The organism is Deltaproteobacteria bacterium, assembly GCA_020848905.1.
In the GTDB taxonomy this organism is placed as follows: Bacteria; Myxococcota_A; Polyangia.
The window spans coordinates 1-23,598 of record JADLHG010000012.1; the positions used below are offsets into that span (position 1 = coordinate 1).

The 23,598-nt window shown below is 72.0% G+C and carries 13 protein-coding genes; 10 read left to right on the plus strand and 3 right to left on the minus strand.

Annotated elements, in window-relative coordinates; genetic code table 11:
* Positions 1 to 4,043 (plus strand): thioester reductase domain-containing protein (locus tag IT371_06610; GenBank protein MCC6747312.1); only part of this gene is annotated, 4,043 nt, incomplete at its 5' end.
* Between the two features lie 12 nt (positions 4,044 to 4,055).
* Here the strand turns inward: IT371_06610 and IT371_06615 are convergent.
* Positions 4,056 to 5,429 carry an AarF/ABC1/UbiB kinase family protein gene (locus IT371_06615; GenBank protein ID MCC6747313.1) on the minus strand — a complete coding sequence of 458 codons (1,374 nt, stop codon included), beginning with the start codon at positions 5,427 to 5,429 and terminating at the stop codon, positions 4,056 to 4,058.
* A gap of 72 nt (positions 5,430 to 5,501) precedes the next feature.
* Between IT371_06615 and serS the strand changes: the two genes are divergently transcribed.
* From serS to IT371_06635, 4 genes are all read left to right on the plus strand, one after another.
* Positions 5,502 to 6,788, plus strand: a complete 1,287-nt coding sequence (gene serS, locus IT371_06620; protein MCC6747314.1) for a serine--tRNA ligase — start codon at positions 5,502 to 5,504, stop codon at positions 6,786 to 6,788.
* A gap of 151 nt (positions 6,789 to 6,939) precedes the next feature.
* Complete coding sequence (locus tag IT371_06625) at positions 6,940 to 11,118, plus strand: zinc-ribbon domain-containing protein (GenBank protein ID MCC6747315.1); 4,179 nt, start codon at positions 6,940 to 6,942, stop codon at positions 11,116 to 11,118.
* A gap of 14 nt (positions 11,119 to 11,132) precedes the next feature.
* A complete protein-coding gene (gene selB, locus IT371_06630; protein MCC6747316.1) occupies positions 11,133 to 13,037 on the plus strand; it encodes a selenocysteine-specific translation elongation factor in 1,905 nt (634 codons plus the stop codon).
* A 164-nt stretch (positions 13,038 to 13,201) separates the two neighbouring features.
* Complete coding sequence (locus IT371_06635; protein ID MCC6747317.1) at positions 13,202 to 15,475, plus strand: alkaline phosphatase D family protein; 2,274 nt, start codon at positions 13,202 to 13,204, stop codon at positions 15,473 to 15,475.
* On the opposite strand, the gene IT371_06640 is transcribed toward IT371_06635, so the two are convergent.
* Complete coding sequence (locus IT371_06640) at positions 15,472 to 16,512, minus strand: hypothetical protein (GenBank protein MCC6747318.1); 1,041 nt, start codon at positions 16,510 to 16,512, stop codon at positions 15,472 to 15,474. The genes IT371_06635 and IT371_06640 overlap by 4 nt on opposite strands.
* A gap of 272 nt (positions 16,513 to 16,784) precedes the next feature.
* On the opposite strand from IT371_06640, the gene IT371_06645 reads away from it, so the two are divergent.
* Both IT371_06645 and IT371_06650 read left to right on the plus strand, forming a co-directional pair.
* Positions 16,785 to 17,840 carry a hypothetical protein gene (locus IT371_06645; GenBank protein MCC6747319.1) on the plus strand — a complete coding sequence of 352 codons (1,056 nt, stop codon included), beginning with the start codon at positions 16,785 to 16,787 and terminating at the stop codon, positions 17,838 to 17,840.
* Complete coding sequence (locus tag IT371_06650; GenBank protein MCC6747320.1) at positions 17,840 to 19,030, plus strand: DUF2183 domain-containing protein; 1,191 nt, start codon at positions 17,840 to 17,842, stop codon at positions 19,028 to 19,030. The genes IT371_06645 and IT371_06650 overlap by 1 nt, the downstream gene beginning before the upstream one ends.
* A gap of 60 nt (positions 19,031 to 19,090) precedes the next feature.
* Here the strand turns inward: IT371_06650 and IT371_06655 are convergent, their stop codons facing one another.
* Positions 19,091 to 20,482, minus strand: a complete 1,392-nt coding sequence (locus tag IT371_06655; protein ID MCC6747321.1) for a sigma-54-dependent Fis family transcriptional regulator — start codon at positions 20,480 to 20,482, stop codon at positions 19,091 to 19,093.
* 81 nt (positions 20,483 to 20,563) lie between these two features.
* Here IT371_06655 and IT371_06660 point away from each other — a divergent pair, with 81 nt between their 5' ends.
* The 3 genes from IT371_06660 to IT371_06670 all read left to right on the plus strand — a co-directional run bounded on the left by IT371_06660 (position 20,564) and on the right by IT371_06670 (position 23,464).
* Positions 20,564 to 21,316 carry an OmpA family protein gene (locus IT371_06660; GenBank protein ID MCC6747322.1) on the plus strand — a complete coding sequence of 251 codons (753 nt, stop codon included), beginning with the start codon at positions 20,564 to 20,566 and terminating at the stop codon, positions 21,314 to 21,316.
* A 60-nt stretch (positions 21,317 to 21,376) separates the two neighbouring features.
* Positions 21,377 to 22,084, plus strand: a complete 708-nt coding sequence (locus tag IT371_06665) for a tetratricopeptide repeat protein (GenBank protein MCC6747323.1) — start codon at positions 21,377 to 21,379, stop codon at positions 22,082 to 22,084.
* A 240-nt stretch (positions 22,085 to 22,324) separates the two neighbouring features.
* Positions 22,325 to 23,464 carry a hypothetical protein gene (locus IT371_06670; protein MCC6747324.1) on the plus strand — a complete coding sequence of 380 codons (1,140 nt, stop codon included), beginning with the start codon at positions 22,325 to 22,327 and terminating at the stop codon, positions 23,462 to 23,464.
* Positions 23,465 to 23,598 lie beyond the last annotated feature (134 nt).

The window sequence follows — 23,598 nt, forward strand, 5'->3', positions numbered from 1 at the left end:
ACGCGCTCCTCGAGACGCTGGGCCGGCTCCACGCCGCGCACGCGCCGGTCGAGCTCGCGCGGAGCTTCGCGCCCCCCGTGCGACCGATCCCGCTGCCGAGCTATCCGTGGCAGCGCGAGGCGCACTGGCTCGCGCCCCCCGAGGTGCACGCGGCGGGCAGCTCCGCTCCTTCGGCCGAACGCGCGCATCCGCTGCTTCGCGAACGCGCAGGGACCGGGGAGAGCGCGGAGGGGCGCGGCTACGAGGTCCGGCTGGGGGGCGCGCTCCGCGACCATCGGGTCAAAGGGGTCGCGGTCGCTCCGGCGGCGGCCTACCTCGCGGCGGCGCTCGGCGCGGCGGCGCGAGGACGACCGCGGGCCGTCCTGCAGATCGAGGAGCTCCAGCTCGAGCAGCTCGCGACGCTTCCCGAGCAGGGGGAGCTCGCGCTCGACCTCCAGCTCGAGAGCACCGAGGCCGCGACGACCTTCGAGCTCCGGCGGACGAGCGGGGCGCGCCTCGCCCGCGGGCGCCTCGTGGACGGCGCTTCCGCGACCCCTGCAGTCCCGCGCGAGACCCTCGCGGAGCTTCGCGCGCGCTGCCCCGCGACGCTCTCCGCAGAGGGGTTCTACTCGGCGTCCGCGGGCGCGGGCTGGGAGTTCGGGCCGGCCTTCCGCACCGTGTGCGGGATGAGCCAAGGGGAGGGTGAGGCGCTGGTGCGGCTCGAGCTGCCCGACGCGCTCGCCCGCGAGGCGTCGGCCTACGAGATCCATCCGGTCCTGCTCGACGGCTGCTTTCAGGCGCTGGGCGGAGCGACCGGCATCCGCGAGGGGGAGCAGCTCTCGAGCACGGTGCTGCCGGTGGGGCTCCGGCGGCTTCGGCTCCTGCGGCGCGGCGCGGCCACCGGCTGGGCCCACGCGCGGCTCCGGCCGGGCGCGGGGGGCGCGGGGGGGCTGGAAGGCGAGGTGACGCTCTATAACGACGAGGGGCTGCCGATCCTCGAGGCCGAGGGGCTCGTGGTGCGCACCCTCGAGGGGCTCGCGCTCTCGGCGGAGGGGCTGACCCACGCCGTGAGCTGGGACGAAAGAGCCGTGGCCGAGCTCCCCGCGAGCGGGCCCTCCTCTCGCCGGTGGCTGCTCGTCGGGGAGGGTCAGGGGCTCACCGAGCGGCTGGCCGAGCGGCTGCGCGGGCGCGGCGAGCCGGTGGTGACGGCGCTGGGGACGGAGGCGCCGGGAGAGGCGGCGCCGCATCGGCGCAAGCTCGACCTCGCGGACCCCGCGGCGCTCGAGGCGCTCGTGACGAGCCTGGCCGGAGACGACTGGGTGGCCCCTACAGAGCTCGTCTACCTCGGCGCGCTCGAGCTCGGCGCGGCGAGCGAGGAGCGGGCCTTCGCCGAGGCCGAAGCGCGCGGCGGCGCCTGGCTCGAGCTCGTGCGGGCGGTCGTGAAGGGACGGCTCAAGACGATCCCGAGGGTGACGATCGTGTCGGCCGGGGCCCACGCCGTGGGGGACGACGCGCCTCCGCTCGCGCCAGGACTCCTCGCGCAGGCGGTCTTCGCCGGCCTCGGCGCCACGCTGGCGCTCGAGCACCCGGAGCTCCGGCCGCGGCAGATCGACCTCTCCTCGGGCACGCCGGACGAGGAAGAGCTCGCGCTGCTCCTCCGGCTGCTCGCGGAAGGGGGCGCTCCGGACCGCCTCGCGGTGCGGGCCGGGCGCTGCCTGGCGGCCCGCCTCGTACCCCTGCCCCTCGCGTCGCCGTCGCCGTCCACGCCTCCGGCGCCTCTCTGCCGACCGGAGGCGAGCTATCTCGTGACGGGAGGACTCGGGGGTCTCGGGCTCGCGGTGGCCTCCTGGCTGGTCGAGCAAGGGGCGCGTCGCGTCTGTCTCCTCGGGCGGCACGGCGTGAGCGAACCGCGGCAGGCCGAGGCCATCGCGGCGCTCGAGGGGCGAGGGGCCCGCGTGCTCGTCCTAGAGGGCGACGTGGCTGACGCTCCGGCGCTCGTGCGCGTCGTGGAGACCATGGAGGCCGAGCTCGGTCCTCTCGGCGGCGTGATCCACGCGGCGGGCCTGCTCGAGAACGCGCTGCTCCTGGACCTGGATCGGCAGAGGCTCGGTCGGGTCTGGGCGCCGAAGGTGCAGGGAGCGTGGAACCTGCACCTCGCCACGCGCGACCGGCCGCTCGACTTCTTCGTCCTCTTCTCGTCGATGGCCGCGCTCCTCGGGGCGCCGGGGCAGGGGAACTACGCCGCAGCGAACGCCTTCCTCGAGGCGCTCGGTCCGGCGCGCCGGCGGGCGGGCCTCCCCGCGACGGTGATCGCCTGGTCGGCGTGGGCCGAGATCGGCGCCGCGGCCCGCGCGCTCGCGAGCGGTCGGTTCGCGCTGCTCGACGGAAGCCGCGCCCTGCTCCCCGCAGAGGCGCTGGCCACGCTGGGGCAGATTCTCTCTGCGCGGGCGCCCCAGGTGGCCGTCTTCTCGCTCGACCTGCCGCGGCTGGTCCATGCCACCCGTGGCGAGGCCCCGGCCGTTCCGGCGCTCCTGCGCGCGCTGCTGCCCGAGGCGCGGCCCGGCGGTGCAGCCACCCCGCGCCTGCGCGACGAGCTCCTCTCGCTGGAGGTCGCGGCGCGGGACGCCCGCCTCGAGGAGTACCTGACCTCCCAGGTGGCGCGCACCCTCGGGCTGCCGGCCGCCCGGATCGATCTAGAACGTCCGCTCCAGGAGCTGGGCCTCGACTCGCGCCTGGCCATCCTGCTCAAGAACCAGGTCAACCGCGACCTCGGCGAGGTCCTGCCGATCGTGCGGCTCGTGGAAGGGCCGAGCCTGGCCGGTCTGCGGCGGATCGTGCTCGACGAGCTCGGCCGTGGCGCGCGCGCCGAACCCCGGCCGCTGGACCTCGAGGCCGAGGGGCGGCTCCCCGACGACCTCGTGCCCGCGGGGACTCTCCCCGCGCGCTTCGCCGCGCCGCGGACGCTGCTTCTCACGGGGGCCACGGGTTTCCTCGGCGGCTTTCTCGTGGCCGAGCTGCTCGCGGGAGCCGACCTCCAGCTGGTCTGCCTGGTGCGCGCGGCGAGCGACGCGGAGGCGCTCGGGCGGGTCAAGGCGCAGCTCGAGGCGCAGGGGCTCTGGCGAGCGGGCTTCGAGGGGCGGCTCTCGGCCGTGGCCGGCGACCTCGCCGCCCCGCGCTTCGGGCTGGCTCCGGCGCGCTACGAGGCGCTGGCGGGCCGGGTGGACGAGGTCTTGCACAACGGCGCCCGCATCGACCTCGTGCTCCCCTACGAGGCGCTCCGGGACGCCAACGTGGGTGGGACCCTCGAGGCGTTGCGTCTCGCCCTCCACGGGCGCGTGCGCCCGCTGCACTACGTCTCGACCTTGGCCATCTTCCAGGCCGACGCCTACGAGGCCGAGCCGCGGATCTTCGAGGACGCGCCGCTCCTGCCGGCGACGGGTCTGGTCTCGGGCTACATGCAGACCAAGTGGGTCTCCGAGCGCCTGCTCGAGGCGGCGCGCGCGCGCGGTCTGCCGGTCACCGTGCTGCGGCCGGGCCTCATCAGCGGGGATTCGATCCTGGGGCGCACCGACCGTGACGGCTGGTTCCGGCTGCTCCTCGCCGAGCTCCTCGGCCGTCAGGTCGCGCCGGCCGTCGAGCTGCCGCTGAACCTGACTCCGGTGGATTACGTGGCGCGGGCCATCGCGCGGCTCGTGCTGCGGCGCGAGAGTCTGGGGCACGCCTTCCACCTCTTCAACCCGACCTCGGGGCGGCTCGAGCAGGTGCTCGCCTTCGTGGCGCAGAAGGGGCACGCCATCCAGCGCCTCCCGCTCCCCGCCTGGCGCGAGCTCGTCGGGGGGGGCGCGGGGCAGCCGGCGGCGAGTCTCTTCGCGCAGCTCCTGCCGGCGCTCCTCCGGCCCGAACTGGTCATCGACCCGGAGGCCTACGACCTGGCGAAGAAGATCGACGGGGCGAATGCCGCGCGCGGGCTCGAGGGCTCGGGGATCGCCTGTCCGCGCCTCGACGAGACGCTTCTAGAAACCTACTTCGCTTATCTCGGCCGGCAGGGCTGGCTCGGCTCGTAGGTCAGGGCCCGGCTAGTTCCGGGGTTCCGGGTCCGCGTCGTGTTCCTGCGCCAGCCCGAGCCGGCGGAGGTCGACCGGGTTTTCGAGCAACCCCTTCTGCTGGGCGATGGGCATGACGTAGATCGCGAGCTCGGCGAAGACGTTCACGTCGGGGCGGAGCATCTTCAAGATCCCTTCGTTGGTGCTCATGCCCACCACCACCACGGCGACCTCGGAGAAGGCGCGCATCCGGTGCTGGCTCAGGACCCCGAGGAGTCTTTCGGCCACCTTATTCATCTCCAGCTCGGCGAGAGAGGCCAGCCGGAAGGTGTCCGAGAAACCAGCCAGGTCTCGAGAGAGCGCCTCGGTCACGTCCACGCGACGTTCGGTCAGATAGCCGTGGTACTTGCGCAGGTGGGAGGTCCACTCGGCCTGGGCCCCGCTGATCAGGCACTTGTAGAAGTCGAAGAGCTGGAGGAGCACCGGCTCGTTGAGCTCGGTGATGAGGCCCACGTCGAAGATGGCCACCTCCCCGCGCTCGGTGACGAGGAGGTTGCCCGGGTGCAGATCGGCGTGCACGAAGCCGTCCTCGAAGACCATCTTGAGGAAGGCCCGATGAAGGATCGTTCCGATACGCTGCGGGTTGTGAGACTCGAGGCGGTCGACGCGTTCTCCCGTCAGAAACTCGAGCGTCAAGACCCGGGGGCTCGAGAGCTCGGGATAGACCTTGGGAAAGAGGACCTCGGGCATGCCGTCGAAGTTCGCCCGGAAGCGCTCGTAGTTGCGGACCTCGGCACGGAGGTCGGTCTGGTCGAGGATGGCCTGCATGAACTGGCGCATGTGCCCGAGCGGGTCGCCATGCTTCATCTTGGGGTGCAGGTTCATGAGGTGCGCGGCGCCGAGGAGCAGGCTCGCGTCGAGCTCCACGCGGAAGCGGATCGCCGGGCGCAGCACCTTCACGGCCACCGGCGTGCCGTCCTTCAGGTGGGCGCGGTGCACCTGGGCCACGCTGCCGGCGGCGAGGGACTGCTCTTCGAAGTCCGCGAAGAGCTCGCCGAGCGGTCGCCCGAGGTCGCGCTCGACCGTGCGGCGCACCGCGCGAAAGCCGAAGGGAGGCACGGCGTCCTGCAGCTTGCGCATCTCCTGGATGAACTCGGGGGGGAAGAGATCGGGGCGCGAGCTCAGCACCTGCCCGAGCTTGATGAAGGTGGGGCCGAAGAGCGGCATGGCGAAACGCATGACGCGCCCCTTCAGGCGCCCTGCGGCCGCGCGTCGGCGCTCCTTGCCGGGCAGGAACAGGATGCCCAGGCGACCGAAACCAAGGACCAGGCCGAAGAGAAGGCCCATCACGAAGAGCTGGAGCGCTCGCAGCGGCAGGACGGCGAGGCGAAGGAGGCGCGAACTCATGGCGACGGGCGGCCAAGCCGATCGGCGCTCGTGACTAGGCGCGTCCCGCCATTTGAGCTAGAACCCTGAGCCATGCTGGACATCAAGATCATCCGCGAGCACCCCGAGCGAGTCAAAGAATCCATTCTGCGCCGTCATCTGGACCCGGCCAAGGCGAACGTCGAGGAGCTCCTCGCGCTGGACGGTCGCTGGCGAGAGCTCCAGGGAAGCTGTGACACGATGCGGGCCCGGCGCAACGAGCGCTCGGACCAGATCAAGAGCCTGAAGGGCGAGGACCGGCAGGCGGCCGTCGACGAGGTCAGGGGCCTCAAGACGGAGCTCGCCGCCGTCGAGGCGGAGCTCGAGCGCGTGCAGGGGGAGAGAGACGCGCTCCTGCGGCGTATGCCGAACCTCCTCGCCGAGGACGTGCCGAACGGCAAGACCGACGCCGACAACCTCGAGGTGGCGCGCTGGGGGACGATCCCGAGCTTCGACTTCGAGCCGCGGGACCACGTCGAGCTGGGCGCGCTCACCGGCACGCTCGACTTCGACCGCGCGGCCAAGGTCACGGGCGCGAACTTCTACTATCTGAAGCACGAGGCGGCGCTGCTCGAGCTCGCGCTGTGCAGCTTCGCCGCGAGCCGGCTGGTGCCCGCGGGCTTCCGACCGATCGCCACGCCGGACCTGGCCAAGGCGCAGGTGCTCGAGGGGATCGGCTTCGCGCCGCGCGGCCCCGAGACGCAGGTCTACAGCGTGGAGAACAGCGACCTGTGTTTGGTCGGGACGGCCGAGATCACCGTCGGCGGCTACCACTCGGGGGAGATCCTCGACGCCGACGAGCTCCCCTTGCGCTACCTCGGGCTCTCCCACTGCTTCCGCACGGAGGCCGGGGCCTACGGTCGCGAGTCGCGCGGGCTCTATCGCGTGCACCAGTTCACCAAGGCCGAGATGTTCGCCATCTGCGCGCCGGAGGACTCGGTGGCGCTCCACGAGGAGATCCGCGGCCACGAGGAGGCGCTGATGCAGGCGCTCGGCCTCCCCTATCGGGTGGTCAACGTCTGCTCGGGAGACCTCGGGGCGCCGGCGGCGAAGAAGTACGACCTCGAGGCGTGGATGCCCGGTCGCAAGGCCTACGGAGAGGTCACCTCGTGCAGCAACTGCACGGACTACCAGTCGCGCCGGCTCAATATCCGCTTCCGCCGCGACGCGAAGGCCGCGCCGCAGGTCGTGCACATGCTGAACGGCACGGCGCTGGCCATCAGCCGCACGCTGATCGCGATCTACGAGAACTACCAGGAGCGGGACGGCTCGATCCGCATCCCCGAGGTCCTCAGGCCCTTCCTCCCGGGCACCGAGGTCATTCCCCGTCGACGGGGATGACCGCGCCCCGCCCGTCGGGGCGGGAGCCGCGCGTTGCGTCGGGCGCGCGGAACTGATAAGAATAACGGCTTGATTCGGCACGTTAGCGAACCGGAGTTCCGCCGTGGCAGGTCCACGGCGCGGAGGCCGGTCTGCTCCCGAGGGACGACGCATGAAGATCTCCTGCGATAAGTGCGGCACGAGCTACGAGCTGGATGAGTCGCGCATCCCGGCGACCGGGCTCACGATGAAGTGCACGCGTTGTCTCTACTCCATCACGGTGAGGCCGCCCGGCGGAGAGGCCGAGCCCGCTGTCGAAGAAGAGGCGTGGGAGCTCGAGCTCGGGGCGGGGGGTGCGGCTGCGACGCCGGCGCCTCCGAGCGCGCCCGCACCGTCGCCCGTGGCCGCGGCGGCGCGGTATCACGTGCGACGCGGGCCGGACAAGACCTTCGGGCCGTTCGTGGAGAAGGCCGTCCTCTCGATGCTGGAACAGGGCAAGCTCACCGGCGACGAGGAGGTGTCGACCGACGGGAAGCGGTGGGTCTCGCTGCGCAGCGTACCGGCGCTGGCGGCGCGCGCGCCCAAGGGGGCGAGGCCGGGAGCATCGGCGGGGCCCGGCGCTGACGCAGGGGACGTGCTCGATCTCCCCGCACCGCGCGGGATGATCCAGCCGGACCTCGTCGACCTGCCGGCCCCCAAGGCCAAGGCCAAGGCCGCGACGCCGCTCGTCACGCCACCGCTGGTCACGCCACCGCTCGTCACGCCACCGCTCGTCACGCCGCCCCCCGCGGGGATGACGCTTCCCGGTCGTCCGGTGGCCCCGGCCACGAGCAACGCGGTCCCCGGTGTCCCCAGGCCGAGTCCGATGACGCCGCCTCCGGCTCGCGGGGCTGTGGCCGACCTCGTGGACCTGCCGGCGCCGAAGGGCAAGGCGCCCACGCCGCTCGTCACGCCGCCTCCGCCGGCGGCCCCGCCCAAGCGTGGGATCGACCTCTCCGACTTCGACCCCATGGGTGGCCCGCAGGAGTTCGACTTCGACGCGCCGAGCGCCTCGCAACCGGGGCTGCCCGAGATCTCGGACCTGCCGGCGCCGAAGGGGACCATTCACCCGGAGGAGGTGACCGGGCTACCGGCCCCCAAGGAGGGGGTCGTGGGTCTGCCGGCCCCGAAGGGGGGACGTGGGCCCTCCGCACCCGCGGGGGCACGCCCCGGGGCGGCCCCTCCCGGAATCACCGACCTGCCGATGCCCAAGCCGGAACGGCCGAAGCCGGCCGCCTTGCCGACGGGGATGGACTACGGCGCCCTCGATCTCGACGCAGGCGACGACGGGGTCTCGATGGAGCTCGAGGACCTGCCGGTCCAGACCGGCCCCGCGGGGGGCGCTCCCGGCGTCACCGGCTTACCGAGGCCCGTGGACCCTGCTTCCCGGCGCGTGTCGCAAGGGGTGGTGGGCCTGCCGACCCCCGCCTCTCCCGCCTCGCAGGAGGGGCGGCGCGGGGTCTCCGGCTTGCCGACTCCCGTGGGACCTTCGGCCTCGCGACCGGGGGAGCCGATGATGGAGCTGCCGTCGCTCGAGCTGCCGGACCTGCTCGCGCCGAAGCGCGCGTCGGGCTCCGCGCCGGGACAGCCCCAGGTCGCGCTGCCCGACTTCCCCCTCGGAGGGCTCCCCTTCGCCGAGGAGGAGCCGATGCAGTTCGCGCCCCCCGAGGCGGACGAGATCGGAGAGCTCCCGCCCGCCGTGGCGAAGGGGAAGGGTGCTGCCCCCGCGGCCGCCCCCGCGGCTGCTCCGGCCGCCGCGCCGCAGGAACAAGGAAAGACGTCCAAACTCAGAGATCTCATCAAAGCTAGCAAGGGCGATAAACCAGGCAAACCATCGAAGGCCCCGAAGAAGCCCAAGGCGCCCAAGGAACCGAAGGAGCCCGGGGAAGCGGGGGGGCGTCTCGCGGCGCTGCTCGGGGCTCGCAAGTTGCCGCTCATGATCGGCGTGGGGGCGCTCGTGTTCATCGGCGTGGCCGGGGTCGCGCTCGGCCTGCTCACCGACTACGGCTTCTTCGGCGCGAATCTCTTCAGCGGCAAGGCCGGCGGCGGCAAGAGCGCGCAGCTCCTCGCCGCGGCGAAGCACGCGATGCGACGGGACACCGTGCTCGCCTACCGGGAGGCCGCGGAGGGGCTGCAGTCGGCCGTGACGCAGGCGCCGAAGGCCCCCGACCCGAAGGCGCTGCGGGCCCAGGCGCTCTTCGCGCAGGTCATTCGCTTCGGCGCGGCCCAGAAGCGGGGCGAAGCGACGCAGCTCGTGGGAGAGCTCGCGCAGGAGAAGGAGCCGGGAACGCCGGTGCTGGTGGCGCGGGCGCTGCAGAGCCTCGCCCAGGGACAGGCCGCCGCGGCGGCGACCGAGCTCGGGCGCCTCTCGGAGCGGGAGCCGGCCGACGCGCAGCTCGCGGTCTTTCTCGGCTGGGCACAGCTCGCGGCCCGGCAGTTCGGACCGGCGGAGGCGGCCTTCAAGCGCGCGCTCGCGGCGGATGCCTCGAGCCCCGCGGCCACCTTCGGCCTGGCGCAGGTGCACGAGGGGCGTGGGAATCCGAAAGGGGCGCTGGAGTGGGCCAAGAAGACCGTCGGGGCCGAGGGGGGGCACGCGGGGGCGCTCGTGCTCCAGGGGCGGCTCGAGCTCGCGACGCAGCCCGAGGTGGCGGAGAAGCTGCTCAAGCGCGTGGCCGCGATGGGCCCGCGCGCGGCGACGACCGAGCTGGCGCAGGCCGAGGCCGCGCTCGGTGATGCCGCTCGGCAGCGCGGGAAGAACAACGAGGCCCGGGACCACTACCTGGCGGCGCTGCGGGCGAACCACAGCTCCTTCGAGGCCAACCTCGGCCTGGGGCACCTGCTCTTCGGCGCGCAGCAGCTCACCGAGGCCCAGTCGTATTTCCGCCGGGCGCAGGCGCTCGCCCCGGAGAACCCCGCGCCGGCGGTGATGGGGGCGCGCACCGACCTCGCGCTCGGCAAGCCGATGGACGCGCGCACGGCGCTCGCCACGCTGCTCGCCAAGACCCCCAAGGAGGCCGAGCTCCATTTCCTGCTCGGACGGGTCGACGAGAGCCTGAACGCGCCCGACACGGCCATCGGCCGCTACCGCGACGCGATCAAGCTCAAGCCGACGTACCTCGATCCGTACGTCTACCTGAGTCGTGTCTACGTGGCGCAGAAGAAGCTCACCGACGCCTTCGCCGCGCTCCGTCAGGCGGGCAGCTTGCTGCCGAAGTCGGCCGAGCTCCGCAACGCCGTCGGGGAGACGCACCTCGCGGCGGGCGAGCTCGACAAGGCGCGGCTCGCTTTCGAGGAGGCGTTGAGTCTGAGCCCCGAGCTGAACGTGGCGCTCTTCAACCTCGGCAACACGCTCCGCGACCAGGGCAAGACCGCCGACGCGCTGGCGCGCTACGAGGAGCTGAAGAAGCGGGACGAGAAGTTCCCGGGGCTGCCGGCCAGCCTCGGGGCGCTCTACGTGAAGGAGAAGGAGTTCGGCAAGGCGGCCGCGGCCTACGACCAGGCGGTGGCGGTGGACAACCCGTCGATCGAGACGCGCCTCGCGGCGGCGCGGGCCTTCATCCTGGCGGGACAGGCGAAGAAGGTCCTCAAGCAGACCGAGCTCATCCTGCAAGCCCAACCGACCCTGGCGGAGGCGCGGGCCATCCGCGCCGAGGGGAAGCTCCTCGAGGGATCGCTCGGCGAGGCGCAGGTGGAGATCCAGCAGGCCATCGGGCGCGAGAAGAAGGCCGACTACTTCGCCATCCTCTCGCGCGTGCAGGAGGCGCAGGGGAAGACGGCCGAGGCGACCGACGCGCTGGCCGAGGCGCTCAAGCAGGACGGCACGCGCCTCGACCTCCGGCTGCAGCGCGCGCGGCTCCTCGTGCGCGGCGGCACGGTGCAGGACGGCCTCAAGGAGATCGAGGCGGTGATCAAGACCAACCCGGCGCTGGCCGAGGGCTACTTCATCAAGGGGCTCGCGCTCGCCGACCTGCGCAAGGAGAGCCAGGCCATCGAGGCCTTTCGCCTCGCCGTGGCGAAGGACCCGAAGCTCGGCGAGGCGCACCTGCGGCTCGGGGTGCTCTACGTCGACGAGGGGCGCGCGGCGCAGGGGCTCACGCACCTCGAGGCGGCCGCCAAGTTCGCCGAAGCGGCGGCCCCCTGGCGCGCCGACGCGTACTTTCACCTCGGCAACACGGCCTTCAAGTTGAACCAGAAGCAGAAGGCCACCGAGGCCTTCAAGACCTACCTCCAGGTGGCACCGGCCGGCGCGGCGAGCCGCGCGGAGGTCCGGCGCATCCTCGCCAAGCTCGGCGTGACCGACGAGAAAAAGTGACGCAGCGGTTCGCGATCCTCGGCACGGCCGGCCACATCGACCACGGCAAGACGTCGCTGGTCCGCGCGCTGACGGGCATCGACACCGACCGGCTGAAGGAAGAAAAAGAACGCGGCATCACGATCGAGCTCGGCTTCGCGCACCTGCAGCTCGGGGAGCTCGAGCTCGGGGTCGTGGACGTTCCGGGGCACGAGCGCTTCATCAAGGCCAGGGTGGCGGGGGCGGGGGGGATCGACCTCGTGATGCTGGTCATCGCCGCCGATGAGGGGGTGATGCCGCAGACCCGCGAGCACCTGGACATCTGCAGCCTCCTCGGCGTCACGCGGGGTCTCGTGGCGCTGACCAAGGTGGACCTCGTGGAGGCGGACTGGCGCGCGCTGGTCGTCGAGGACGTTCGCCAGGCGCTCGAGGGGAGCTTTCTCGAGGGGGCACCGATCGTCCCCTGCTCGGCGACGAGCGGGGAGGGCCTCGAGGAGCTGAAGGCCAGCGTCGCGGAGCTGGCGGCGGAGCTGACCCCGCGGGACCTCGACGGACTCGCGCGCCTGCCCATCGACCGCGTCTTCACGGTCAAGGGCTTCGGCACGGTGGTCACGGGCTCGCTGCTGTCGGGGCGGCTGCGCCTCGGCGACCCGGTGGTCGTGCTCCCTGGAGAGGTGAGCTCCGCGGTGCGGCGACTCCACGTGCACGGCGAGGCGGTGGAGGAGGCGCGCGCGGGGCAGCGCACGGCGGTGAACCTCGGCGGGGTGGAGCGGCAGGCCGTGGAGCGCGGAGAGGTGCTCGTGCACCCGGGCACGCTCCAGCCGTCGCCGCGGCTGGACGTGAAGCTCCGGCTCCTGCGCGGCACGAAGCGGGCCCTGCCGGCGCGGACGCGCGTGCTCTTTCACCTGGGCACGCGGCAACAGGAGGCCGTGTGCGTGCTGCTGGAGGGTCGCAGCCTCGCGCCGGGAGGCGAGGCCCTGGCGCAGCTCCGGTTCGATGCGCCCGTGGTGGCGCTCCCCGGGGACCGCTTCATCCTGCGCGGGTTCGTCAAGCAGGAGAGCCACGGCACGACCATCGGCGGGGGGACCGTGGTGCGCGTGCTCGCCCCACGCCTCCGGCCGCGCGACACCGAGCAGGTGGCGCTCCTGCGCAAGATGGTCGACGCCCCGCCGAAGGAGCGCGTGGCCCTCGAGGTGCTCGCCGCGGGTCAGCCGGGGCGCGGGCGCGAGGCGCTGCAGTGCCGGCTCCCCTTTCCGCCGGGGCAGGTGCAGCGGCTGGTCGACGAGCTCCTCGCCGCGCGGGAGCTCGTGCGCTTCGACAAGGAGGGGGGCGGAGCGATCCATCGCCAGGCCTTCGAGGAGCTCAAGCGGCGGGCCGTCGAGCTGGTGGAGGCCACGCACCGCGAGAGCCCGCTCGAGGCGGGGATGCGGCGCGAGGAGCTCCGCTCCCGCCTCGGGACGACGCTCGACGCGCGGCTCTTTCACGCCGTCCTCTCGGCGCTCGAACGCGACGGGGAGCTCGTGGTGACGCGGGAGACCTGCCAGCGGCCGGGGCACCGCGTGGCCGAGGCGGCCCAGGGCCTCGAGCCGGTCACCGAGCGTCTGCGGCGGTGCTTCGCCGAGGCGGGGCTCGCGCCGCCGCGCGACGCCGAGCTCTCCGCGCAGCTCGGGCTCCCCAGTGCCGACGTGGCCTCGGGGATCAAGGTGCTCCTCGACCAGGGGACTCTGGTGCGGATCGCGGGGCTGCTCTTCGACCGCCAGGCGCTCGAGGTCCTGCGCGGGAGGCTCGTGGCCTTCCTCACCGAGCGCGGGCAGATCAGCGCGGCGGAGTTCAAGGAGCTCGTGGGGCAGACCCGGAAGTTTGCCATCCCGCTGGCCGAGTACTTCGACGCCCAGAAGGTCACGCTGCGGGTCGGAGATCTGCGAAAGCTCCGCGGCTGAGAGGGGCGCAGCCTGTGGATAACCTGTGAAATAGGTGTTGCGTGTCCAAGTCAAATACTTCAAATGACGCGATAATTATGAAAACTTGCGTTTTCCACAGCAGGCCGCCCGGGGCGTACCTACGGTCGGGGCGTGGCCCCCTGCGCGCGGGCCTGAGCTTCTGCTTGTGGGTTCTCTCCGCAGCCTGCGGCGGGGGACCGGGGCAGGGGGCGGATGGCGGCGCGGCCGGGGATGCGCCGGTCGGCGAGGGCCTTCCGGCCGTGGACGCCGACCCGCGGGTCTTCCGCCTGGTCTCGGCGAGCAGCGTGTCCCCGACCCGGGTGCGGCTGCTCTTTTCCGCGCCGCTCGACAAGGCGTCGGCCGAACGCCCCGGGGCCTACCGCGTGGCCGGGCTGCCCCTCTTCGCGGCGGTGCTCGAGGGAGACCGCGCCGTGCGGCTCGAGACGCACTACCAGCTGGCCGGTCCCTACGCGGTGGAGGTGGACGACCGCGTGGCGGATACGTCGGGACGCCGGCTGGCTCCCGGGGCGCGCGCGACCTTCGAGAGCGCGGCGCTGGCCGTGAAGCTCGCCCCCACCTTCGCGGACGGGTCGATGTCCGCGCTGCTCGCGGCGGGCTGGAAGGTGGTGGACGACCCGCGCGCCACGAACGCGGCGCCCTCCGCGTGGCAGACGGGGGGCGGGTTTCTGCGGCAGAGCTCGGACATCTATGGAGGCGACCCCGAGGACCGCTTCACGCCCGATCGGGCGGGGACCTTCTTCGTGGCGCAAAAGGAAGCCCTGGGAGACGCGCTCGTCGAGGCGACGCTGGCCAGCGCCGACGACGACGGGATCGGCCTCGTCCTGCGCTTTCGCGACGAGAAGCAGCACTACCGCTTCCAGTGGTTCCGTCAGGGAGGACATCGCGAGCTCGTGCGCGTGGAGGCGGGGGTGACCACGCGCCTCGCCTTCGACGTGGCGCCGTACGCGAGCGGGACGACCTATCGGGTGCGCTTCTCCGTCGAGGGGACGCAGCTCGCGCTCTTCCTCGACGACGCGCTCGTGCTGCAGGCCCAGGATCCGAGTCCCTTGCCCGCCGGGGCGCCGGGCTGCTTCGCGTGGGGCAACCGTGGGCTCGACGTGGGCAAGCTCCGCGTGGCCGAGCTGCCGAAGGACGCGGGCCACGCCGCTCCGTCGGTGGTCCAGGGGCCGCCGCACACCGGGGCGCCGATGGCTGCGACGGCGCCGGCGGTGGGGGATCCGCAGGCGACCGAGGTCGTGGCCTGGGCGCGAGCGACCGGTCCCGCCGCGATCGCCTGGCAGGTGGCGAGCTCCCCCGACTTCAAGGACGCTCGCCAGACCGAGTTCCTCCCCGTCTCGGAGGCCGACGCCTTCGCCGCGAGTCGCGTGGTGAGCGGTCTGTCGCCCGGCGCGACCTACTACCTGCGCCCGCTCTTCGCGGCGGGAGCGGCGGGCGGGCTCCACAACGTAGGGGCGGCGACGCGCGTGCGTACTCCGCCGGCGCCCGAGGCAGCCGAGAGCGTGACCTTCGCCTTCAGCGCGGACGTCGGGGTGCGCCCGGATCTCATCGCGCAGAACGCGATCTTCGACGAGCTGCCGCAGCACGCGCCGCTCTTCTATCTCAACCTGGGGGACTTCCCGTACATGGATTCCTTCGTCAAGCCGGTGGCGGTGACCCAGGTCGACTTCTGGGAGCGGCACCAGGAGGTGCGCACCGTCGCGCCCATTGGTCGGCTCGCCGGCGCCATGCCGCTCGTGGCCATCTGGGACGACCACGAGGTGCGCGACAACTGGGATGGCGCCTTCTCGGCCTCGAGCGCGGGGGCGCTCTTGGTGACGCGCGGCGTGAAGGCGTGGCACGACTACTTTCCGTTCCGGCCGACGGCGGGAGCGGCGCCGAGCAACTACCGGACGCTGCGGCTCGGCGCGCTCGCGGAGCTCTTCCTCCTCGACACGCGGTCCTTTCGCAGCGCCAACGCGATGCCCGACGGGCCGACCAAGACGATGCTCGGCGCGGCGCAGAAGGCCTGGCTCGAGAAGGCGCTCGCCGCCTCCACGGCCAAGGTGAAGCTCGTCGTCTCGAGCGTGCCGCTGCGCTACACGATCACCGGCACCGATGCGTGGTCCGGCTTCGCCACCGAACGCGCGGAGCTGCTCGCCATGCTGGCCAAGCTCGGTCCGAAGGGCGCGCTCGTCCTGACGGGCGACAACCACCGCGCCTCGGTGCACCACCACCCGGAAGGGATCGTGGAGGTCATGGCCGGTCCGATCAGCGCGCCGGCCTTCGCGCCCCCGTCGCCGCTGCCGCCCGAGGTGGTCTTCTCCAAGGCGGTGCCGAACTACGGCATCGTGCGCATCACGCCGAAGGGGCAGGGGGCCGAGGTGGTGGTGGAGCTCTACGCCGCGGGGGCGAAGCTGCTCTGGCGAGAAACCCTCTAGAAGAAGTACTGCCCCGTCGCCGCCGCGTAGAACGCGTCGCGCCAGCCGCCGTCCACGCGCACGCTGAACTGCTCGCTGATCTTGAAGTTCACGCCGATGAGCAGGTGCACGATGGGGATCACCGGCCACTTGCCCGTCTCCTTGTAGACCTTGGGGGAGTTCGGGCTATCCGAATCGCTCGTCCCCTGGTTCTTCGGATCGGAGAGCCACTCCTCGCGCCGCGCTGGGTCCATCCCCTTCGGATAGCAGGCGTTCGCGTCGCGGAAGGTGTTCTGGTTGCAGCGGTCCGGATCGTTCGAGACGCGGTAGATGTTGCCGAGCACCACGCCGAGGCCCACGCCCGCGCCGTAGACCAGCGAGAACCACTTCAGGAAGTAGTGGTGCCAGAGGAAGTGCACGTTGAAGCCGAGCACGCTCAGGTTCTTGAACTGCAGGTAGTCCGTGTCCACGGCGGGGTTCTTGTTCTTGCCCAGGTAGTTTCCGTCGCGCGGGCTGTAGAAGCCGTAGTCCACCGAGGCCACGAGGTCGAAGTTACCCTTGCGCCGGATGAACTCCGCGCCGAAGCCCATCGAGTTGAGAGGCGTCGAGGCCTGCAGGAACAGGTTCAGAAACCAGGTGGGCACGAAGATGCCCCGCACGTGGAGCCCGATGCCGTAGCTCACGTCGGACTTCTTGGCCGCCGCCTCCGTCGCGGGCGTCGGGGCGGGCTCGCCCACCTTGGTCGCGGCGGGCTTGGCGGGCTCGTCCGCGGGCTTGGCCGTCGCGCCGGGCTTGCTCGGCTCCTCGCCGGGCTTGGCGGTCTCGCCGGGCTTGGCCGGCTCCTCGCCGGGCTTGGCCTCGGCGGGCTTCTTGGGCTCCTCGGGGTCGGCCTCTTCCTCGCCGGCCTGGGCCAGGCGCAGCCGCGGCGGGGTTACCCGATCGCTCACGTCGCTGCCGAAGCCGGGATTCACGTTCAGGCGCCACCGCGGGGAAGGTTCCGCCGCGGCCGCAGCGCTCCACAGACCCACGAGTACGATCAAAGCCCATCGCATCATCATCACGCTCCGCCTGGGGGAGCGCCGACTATAGGAGAAAAGCGCGTGGCGATGAAGGGGCCTTCTACCGCGCCGCAGCATGCCCAGCGTCGTGGGCGATCGTTTGCCCCTGGTGGCCGGTGCCGGGGCCGGTCGTCCCCTGCCTCGCGGCGCAAGCCGGACGAGGGGGGCCGGAGCTCCCGACGGGATCTCTGCGGGGTCGAGGCGGGGCGGGGGCCGAGTGCGGCTGGCGCGGCTTTTGCTCTGAGCCCTCGTTCGTCCTCGGAGGAGACGTCATGTCGTATCGAGTCGCCATCCTCCTCTTCTGCGGCAGCTGCCTGCTGGGAGGAGCTCCGCGCGCCCATGCCCGGCAGACCGAGCCTGTCCGGAGCTCGGTGACGGGGTGGATGGTCCTGCCACGCGTCTCGCCCACGTGGGGGCGAGTGCTCGCCGCCTCGACGGCCGTCCTCGCCCCCGTGCTCGTGGCGGTGCTGCGGGCGGGGCTCGATCGCCGGTCCATCGGGCGAGAGACGCCGCCCGCGCGAGGGCCTGCGGAGCGCGAGCTGACGGTCGTGACGCACAACGTGATGCGCGGATTCACCATCGACAAGCTGCTCGCCACCTACCGCCAGCTTCAGACGCGGGCCGGACTCGGGCTCCTGCTCCTGCAAGAGGCCGAGGCGAAGCACGGCGAGAAGGTGGCCCAGGCGCTCGGTCCCCCCGGGGCCTTCCGGCACGTCACGCGCGAGGGCCTGAGCATCATCTACGATGCGCGCAGGTTCCGGCTGCGGGGCGAGCCCGAGCTCGTGGAGCTACCGCTCGTGGAGAAGCTCGAAGGATTCGAGAAGATCTACGTCAACCGCAACGGCGGCAAGCCCGAGCAGCGCTTCGCCCTCGTGGGCGTGCTCGACCCCGTGGACGGCGGCGAGCCGGTGGTGGTCGCGAACTTCCACCTCGACGCCGCGGGCAAGAACACCCACCGACGGCGGCAGCTCGACGCGGTGGTGGCGCGGCTGAAGGAGCGGGGGCTCGTGCACCGCATCATCGCCGCCGGCGACACCAACGCCTTCGTCTTCGGGCGGGCTCGCTCGCAGCTCGCCATCCTGCGCGACATGCTCGGCCCCCTCCGGGAGCTCGGCGTGGAGGAGCCGGACCTGCGGCCGACGCACGCCTTCGCCTTCAGCCTGGACCCCACGGTGGTGCACAAGTTCGGCAGGGCGCTCGGTTTCGTCAGCCTGGACCTGCGCCACAAGTTCGACGTGCTGGCCACGTCCCTCGAGATCGTGGACCAGGCGGTGCTTCGCACCGTGCTCTCGGATCACTTCCTCGTGCTCAAGTCGGTGAGGTACTGATGCGGACGCGAACGCGCGCGTTCGGGCGCATCGCCCCGTCGCTCGGGCTGGCCTCGGTGCTGGCCTGCGTGCTCCTCACGGGCGAGGCGCGGGCCGCCCCGGCGATCGCGGTCTACGACGGCCTCGGCACGCTGGACGGCGCGCGCGTCTCGGGGCGCGTGGTTCGGCCGAGCCCGCTCGATGTCTACGGCTGGGAGCCGCGGACCGAGCTCGGCCGCGCGCTGCGGGCGGTGCGCGGTATCTTTCCCACCCCCGAGGCGCGCCAGCGCGTCACGATCCGCGTCGGGGCCCTGCCGTTTGTCGTCGAGACCGACCACCGGGGCTACTTCGAGCTGCGGCTTCGCCCCGAGGACCTGCGGGGGATGCGTCCCGGGGAGCACGCGGTTGACGTTCGCCTCGCCGACGCGCCCCTCGGGACACCGAGCGCGCACGGCCAGCTCTTTCTGTCTCCCTCGGCGCGGGGCGCCGCCGTGCCCCCGACGCTCGTGATCAGCGACCTCGACGATACGGCCATCGACGTGGGGCTGGCCGAGCACAAGGTGCGCGCTGCGTACCGGGCCCTCGCGGCCCCGCCGACCGCCGTGCGCGCGGTCGAAGGCGCCCCCGAGCGGTACCGCGAGCTCGCCGAGGGGGGCCTGCCGATGGTCTTCATCACCAGCCGTCCTACCGGCCTCTTCGCGGCGATCTGCCAGACGCTCGCGCTCGAGCAGTTCCCGCGGATACCGTTGCTCATGAAGCGACTCGGCGCGACGCGCGGGGCGGGCAAGCAGGGTTCGCTCCTCGACCACCGCGCCTACAAGCTCGCGCAGCTCGCGCTGGTCAAGGAGCTCTTCCCCGGCTATCGCTTCGCCCTCGTCGGCGACTCCGGGGAGCAAGACCCCGAGGTCTACGCCCAGGCGCTGGAGCTCCTCGGGCGCGAGAACGTGCGCCTGGTGGCGATCCGCAAGGTGCGGCAGACCGACCACGCCGGCGCGCCGCGCTTTCGTGGGCAGATCCTCTTCTCGAGCTTCGGCGAGCTCGCGCCGCGACTCCGCGAGCTCCTCGCCGCGACTCCGCCGGCGCGACCGACCGGCTGGGCTGGCGTACGTCAGACGCTGCTCGGGGCGGCGCGCTCGGCGGTGAAGTTCGTCACGGCTCCGGTGGCGCGCCTTCGCGGGCCGCGGGGCGGCGCGGGGCCCGCGAAGCGGTGAGCCCGACGGACGCACCCGCATTACGACCGGGGCTCGTCTCCTTCGGTCGAAGTCCTGCGCTTACTCCTCCTCGCGCTCGCCGGCGCCTTCGCGCTCGATGCCCAGCGCGCGGAGCTTCTTGTAGAGGTGGCTTCGTTCGAGCTGCAGCGCGCTCGCGGCCTTGGCCACGTTGCCGCCGTGCTCCTCGAGCGCGGCCAGGATCAGCTCGCGCTCGGCCGTGGCCATGAGGTCCCGGAGCGCCACGCCGGGCTGATAACGCCCCCGCACGGCCTTCACCTGCGGCAGCACCCCCTGCACGTCGGCCTCGTCGATCGCGTCGTGCTCCGTGAGGATGACCAGGCGCTCGACGGTGTTGCGCAGTTCGCGGACGTTGCCCGGCCAGTCGTGCTGCATGAGGAGCGAGAGCGCCCCCTGCGAGATCGTCTTCGGGCGCTTGCTGTGCAGGGCGCAGGCCTGGGTCAGAAACGACGCCACGAGCGCCGGGAGATCTTCCCGTCGGGCGCGCAGCGGCGGGACCTCGATGGGCACCACGTTCAGTCGGTAGTAGAGGTCTTCGCGAAAGCGGCCGGCGCGGATCTCCGCCGGGAGGTCCTTGTTCGTGGCCGCGATCACGCGCACGTCGACGGCGATCGTCTCGCTGCCGCCCACGCGCTCGAGCTCGCCCTCCTGCAGCACGCGCAAGACCTTGGCCTGCGCACCGAGGCTCATGTCGCCGATCTCGTCCAGGAAGAGCGTGCCGCCGCTGGCCTGCTCGAAGCGTCCGCGGCGCAGCGCCGTGGCCCCCGTGAAGGCGCCTTTCTCGTGGCCGAAGAGCTCGCTCTCGATCAGGTCCTGCGGGATCGCCGCGCAGTTGACCTTCACGAAGGGGCCGGCGGAGCGCCTGGAGCCCTCGTGCAGCGCGCGCGCCACCAGCTCCTTGCCCGTGCCGTTCGGGCCGGTGATCAGCACCCGCCCGCTCGTGGGGGCGGTCTTGCGGATCGTCTCGAGGATCTGCCGCATCGCGGGGCCGTGGCCGACCATCGCCCCCGCGTCCCCGGCGCGGCGCCGCAGGTCGTCGTTCTCCTCGCGCAGGCGGGTCAGCCGGAGCGCGTTCGCCAGCGTGATGAGGAGCTTCTCGGTGGAGATCGGCTTCTCGACGAAATCGAAGGCCCCGAGCTTGGTGGCCTGCACCGCGGTCTCGATGGTCGAATGGCCGCTCATCATCACCACGGGGAGCTCGGGGTGGTCGGTCCGGAGGCGCCCGAGCACCTCGAGTCCGTCGAGCCCGGGCATCGCGACGTCGAGAAGCACGAGCTCCGGGGTCTCGCGCTTCACCCGTTCGAGGGCCGCGCTGCCGGAGGGTGCCACATCGACGCGGTAGTCCTCGAGCTCGAGCGCACGACGCAAGGTGGTCAGGATGTTGGGCTCGTCATCGACGATCAGGATCGTGGCGGCGCGCATGGGGCGAAGCATAGCCCAGTTGACATCCCCCGAGGCCCAGCATACCGTCGCACCGGCTCGTGCGGCCGTGCGGGCCGAGGAGATGGAGGGGACATGTCGCGTTCGCTGCTCGGGTTGACGCTGCTCGTAGGTGCCTCGCTGTTCGCCCTGTCCTGCACCCCCAAGTACCCCAAGTGCGACAAGGACGAGCACTGCAAGGAGGGCGAGTTCTGCGTCAACGGGATGTGCCAGCAGTGCCGCAACGTCCGCGACTGTCCCAAGGGCAAGGAATGCAAGGGTGGCCGCTGCGAGGCGATAGCGGGCTGGTGCGAGACTGCGGCGGATTGCCCCGCGGGGCAAGGGTGCAAGGACCACCGCTGCGGCGCGTGCACGACCGACGTGGAGTGCGGTCCCGGGGGCAAGTGTCGCAACGGCAAGTGCCTGAGGCCGGGGGACTGCCAGACCAACATGGATTGCCCCGAGAACCAGGAGTGCCAGAACGGACGGTGCGTGGCGCCTCCTCCCGCGAGTGGGGGCGCCCCGTGCACCCCGCAGTCGGTCTACTTCGACTTCGACGAGCATGTGCTGACGACGGAGGCCACGAATCGGCTCCAGGCGGCCGCCAAGTGCGTCAAGTCGGTCTCCGGACGGCGCATGCGGCTCGAGGGACATACCGACCCGCGCGGGACCGAAGAGTACAACCTGTCGCTCGGGGACAAGCGCTCGCAGTCGGTGCAGCGCTATCTGCAGACGCTCGGCGTGCAGCAAGGGCGCCTGCGTCCCGTCTCCAAGGGGGAGCTCGAGGCCAAGGGGAGCGACGAGGGGACCTGGGCCAAGGATCGGCGCGTCGACTTCCTCTGGGACTAGCGCTCTCGCATGCGGATCATCGGCCTTGCTTTCGCGCTCACTGTCGCCGCCGCCGGCTGTATGACCAGCGACGAAGGCGATCAGCTCAAGAAGGACATCGAAGAGCTGAAGAAGCGGCTGGCGCAGAAGGTCCAGCAGACCGAGGAGGAGCAGGAGAAGCTCAAGGGGTTGATCGAGCAGGCTACGGCGCTCCTGACGCGCAACAGCGCGGACGTCGGAGCGCAGGTGGAGCGGCTGGGGGCGCGGGTCGCCCAGCTGAGCGGCCAGGTCGAGGTGGCGCAGAAGAACGTGTCGGATCTGACCCGGCGCGTGGAAGAGCTCGGGACCAAGAACGCGCCCACGCCTCAGGCCGCTATCCCCGAGAACAAGGACGAGCACTACCGGCTCGCCACCTCCAAGTACAGCAGCGGCGATCAGAACGAGGCGCGGCGCCTCTTTCGCGCGTACCTGACGCGCCACGCGGGGGACGCGCGAACGGCCTCGGCGCAGCTCATGCTCGGGCACAGCTACTACGCCGAGCAGAAGTACGCGCCGGCCATCACCGAGTACCGCAAGGTGATCGAGGAGCACAAGAAGAGCGCCGCGTATCCCGACGCGCTCTATCACATCGGCATGTCCTTCTATCAGCTCCAGTTCTGCGGCGACGCGCAGCTCTTCCTGAACGAGCTCCTCAAGCGCTTCAAGAGCCACGCGCAGGCCGGCAACGCGAGCAAGCTCCTCGGCACGATTCGCAAGCAGCGGGGAAACCGGCAGGTCTGCAAGCCCTGACGCAGTAGCGCGGCCGCCCTCCCTCGGGGTGCCTGGCCGTTGGCCGGACCGCACGCGCTGCCGCAACCCCGAGACGGCAGCGAGGGCGCGCCCGCCCTCCGAGCCTTAGGCCCAAGCACTCGAAATCCGGTGACCCGATCCTCCGAGGGCCGTGCACTGTCGCGCCCTTAGGCGCTGGTCCATCGGTTGCACAGCCGAGGGCTCGGTCGCAGCCAGGCGGCCTGGTACGGGAGAGGGATCATGCGCCGGATCGCGGCTCGACTGCTTCTAGTAGCAATACTCTTTGCGGCAACCCGCGCGGGGGCGGACCTCGGCGAATTCTTTGCGCGCCGGCAGCCGGCCCGCTTCGTCGCGACTCCGGCCCTGCAGGAGGGCTTCACTTTCGGCGGCCTCTTCCGCGGCGACCGTGCCCGGGGAGAGCGTGGCGCGCGCGGCGGACGCCGGGGTCGCGTGGGACAGGGCATCGTCGGGGAGGCCGAGCCCCTGGTGACGCCGCGGGGTGGAGCGCATGACGCGGGCGGGTTCGGGGCCGGTGCCTACGACTTCGGGGACGAGGCCTTCTTTGGTGAGCGGGGCGAGCGGGAGGAACGCGCGCCGGCGCCGCGGGCTGCCCGGGCGTTGCAGCAGCGCACGATCTTCGAGGTCACGAACGAGCAGCTCGACGACTACGCGCGGGCCACCTCGCAGGGCTACCTCGGCGTGATGATGGCCGAGGGGCGGGGGCACGTCCTCTGGCGCTACGGCAACACGGTGGTGGACTTCAACGGCACGCACAACCTGCGCGTGGCCGAGCTTCGGCCGGTGAACCAGACGCCGCGCTACGAGGTGCTCTTGAAGCTCTCCCCCGAGGCGGAGGCGTGCATCCGGGAGGACTTCGCGCGGCTGCGGCGGTCCACCACGAACGGCAAGGCGGAGCTCGGCGAATACAACGCCGGGGGCGGCGACTGGGGCCTGAACTGCGTCACGATCTTCGCGCGGCGCATGGCGCGGCTGGCCGACGGCCGCTGGACGATGCGCCCGCTCAACTTGAACGTAGAGAAGGAGGAGCGCACGCGCCGCATCACCGACCCCGAGGACGGGCTCGAGCGGGTGGTGCGCTTCTTCGTCCCGCGGGCGGGCTTCCGCCTGATGGACGAGGGGCTCGGGCGCTCGCTGGTTCAGACGCTGGGCGTCGAGCGCCGCCACGACTCGGACGGATACGTCTCGACCTCCTTCATGAAGTACCTCTTGCGCGAGGCCGAGGGGCGGGACGGCATCGAGGTCGCCGGCGTGGCCGTGCACCGCGGAAACGACGTGCGCCCGACGGAGACGCGCGAGGCCGACCTGCGTCGCATGGAGTTCAAGGTGAGCTTTGGCGGCGGGGGCTTCTTCGGCTTCTAAACATGGTCACCTTGGCCGCGATCCATCCCGGCAGGCTGTGTCGCGCCTGCGCTCCGGTGCTCACAGCGCCACAAGGCTGCTCCGCTCCGGTGCTCGGCGCTCCTTGCCTGCCGGGCGCCTCGCGGCCAATGCGA